Source organism: Planotetraspora sp. A-T 1434, assembly GCF_025420585.1.
Lineage (GTDB): Bacteria > Actinomycetota > Actinomycetes > Streptosporangiales > Streptosporangiaceae > JAOEGB01.
In genome coordinates this window covers 1-1459 of the sequence record NZ_JAOEGB010000065.1, presented here as the reverse complement: position 1 = coordinate 1459, position 1459 = coordinate 1, and the positions used below count along the sequence as shown (strand labels likewise).

The window sequence follows — 1459 nt, the reverse complement described above, 5'->3', positions numbered from 1 at the left end:
AAAGATCGACCGACCGGCGGTCGCCCGGCTGCTCCAGAGCCGTGTCGCGGCCGCGGCCGTCACCGCCGGGCCGCCGCGCGGCAAGGTCGAGACCGCGCTCGCGGAGATCTGGGCCGGACTGCTCGGGTGCCCGGTCCCCCACCGGGAGGCGAGCTTCTTCGCCCTCGGCGGCGACAGCCTGCTCGCCACCCGGCTGCTCGGCCGGATGCGGCGGGCCGGCCTCTACGGCGGCTCGCTGCGCGAGCTGTTCGAACACCCTCGCCTCAAGGACTTCGCGGCGCTCCTGCGCCCGGGCGCGCCGGCCACCGCCACGGCCCCGCTGGAACCGGACCCGGCGAACCGCTACGAGCCGTTCGACCCGACGGATGTCCAGCGGGCGTACTGGCTGGGACGCTCGGCCGAGTTCGCGCTGGGCGCGGTCGGGTCGCACTGGTACTGGGAGTTCGACGGCGCCGACGTCGACGTCGACCGGCTGGAACGCGCCTGGAACCTGCTCATCGCGCGGCACGAGATGCTGCGGGCCGTCTTCGACGCCGATGGGCGGCAGCGCATCCAGCAGGCCGTGCCGTACGTGACGATTCCGGTGACCGACGGCGGCGAGGACGAGCTCGCGGAGATGCGCGAACGGCTGTCCGCTCGCATTCCCGACCCGGGCCGGTGGCCGCTGGCGGCGATCGAGGCGGTCCGGCAGGGCGACCAGGTCAGAATCGCCTTCAGCTTCGACTTCATCGTCCTGGACGCTCTCAGCATCGTCATCGTCTTCACCGAACTCGCGGCGCTGTACGCCGACCCCGGTGCGGCGCTGCCGCCGCTCGGTGTGTCGTTTCGCGACTATTTGCTCAGTATCGCGCCCGACCCGGCCGACCAGGATTACTGGGCGGACCGGCTGGCCGAGTTGCCGCCGCCGCCCGAGCTGCCGCTGGCCGTCGACCCCGGGCAGATCGGCACGCCGCGCTTCACCCGCAGGGAGGTGAAGATCGACGCCGAGCAGTGGAAGGCGCTGCGCGAACGGGCCCGCGAGCACGGCGTGACCCCCGCGTCGGTCCTGGCGACCGCGTATGCCGAGGTGCTCGCGGCGTGGAGCGCCCAGCCGTCGCTCACGCTCAACCTCACCCTGTTCGACCGCCGCGACGTCCACCCCGACATCCACCGGATCCTCGGCGACTTCACCTCGCTCCTGCTCGTCCCGCACCGGCCCCAGACGGGTGACACGGTCGTCGACCTCGTCAGGGGCCTGCAGGAGCGGATCTGGGACGGCATGGAGCACGGCTCGGTGTCGGCCATCTGGGTCCTGCGCGAGCTGGCCCGCCGCACCGGCAGCCCCATGGCGTCCATGCCGGTCGTCTTCACCAGCGCCCTCGGCGTCAGCGACGAACTCGCGGGTGAGCTGCCCTTCGGGCGGCAGATCTGGGGCATCTCCCAGACGCCGCAGGTGTGGCTGGACTGTCAGGTGACGGAG

General features: G+C 72.6%; 1 protein-coding gene. It reads left to right on the top strand.

The genetic code is table 11. The annotated features are described in order from the left end of the window. The coding region (locus N5079_RS34950; protein WP_261588512.1) for a condensation domain-containing protein at positions 1 to 1459 on the top strand (1459 nt) is incomplete at both ends.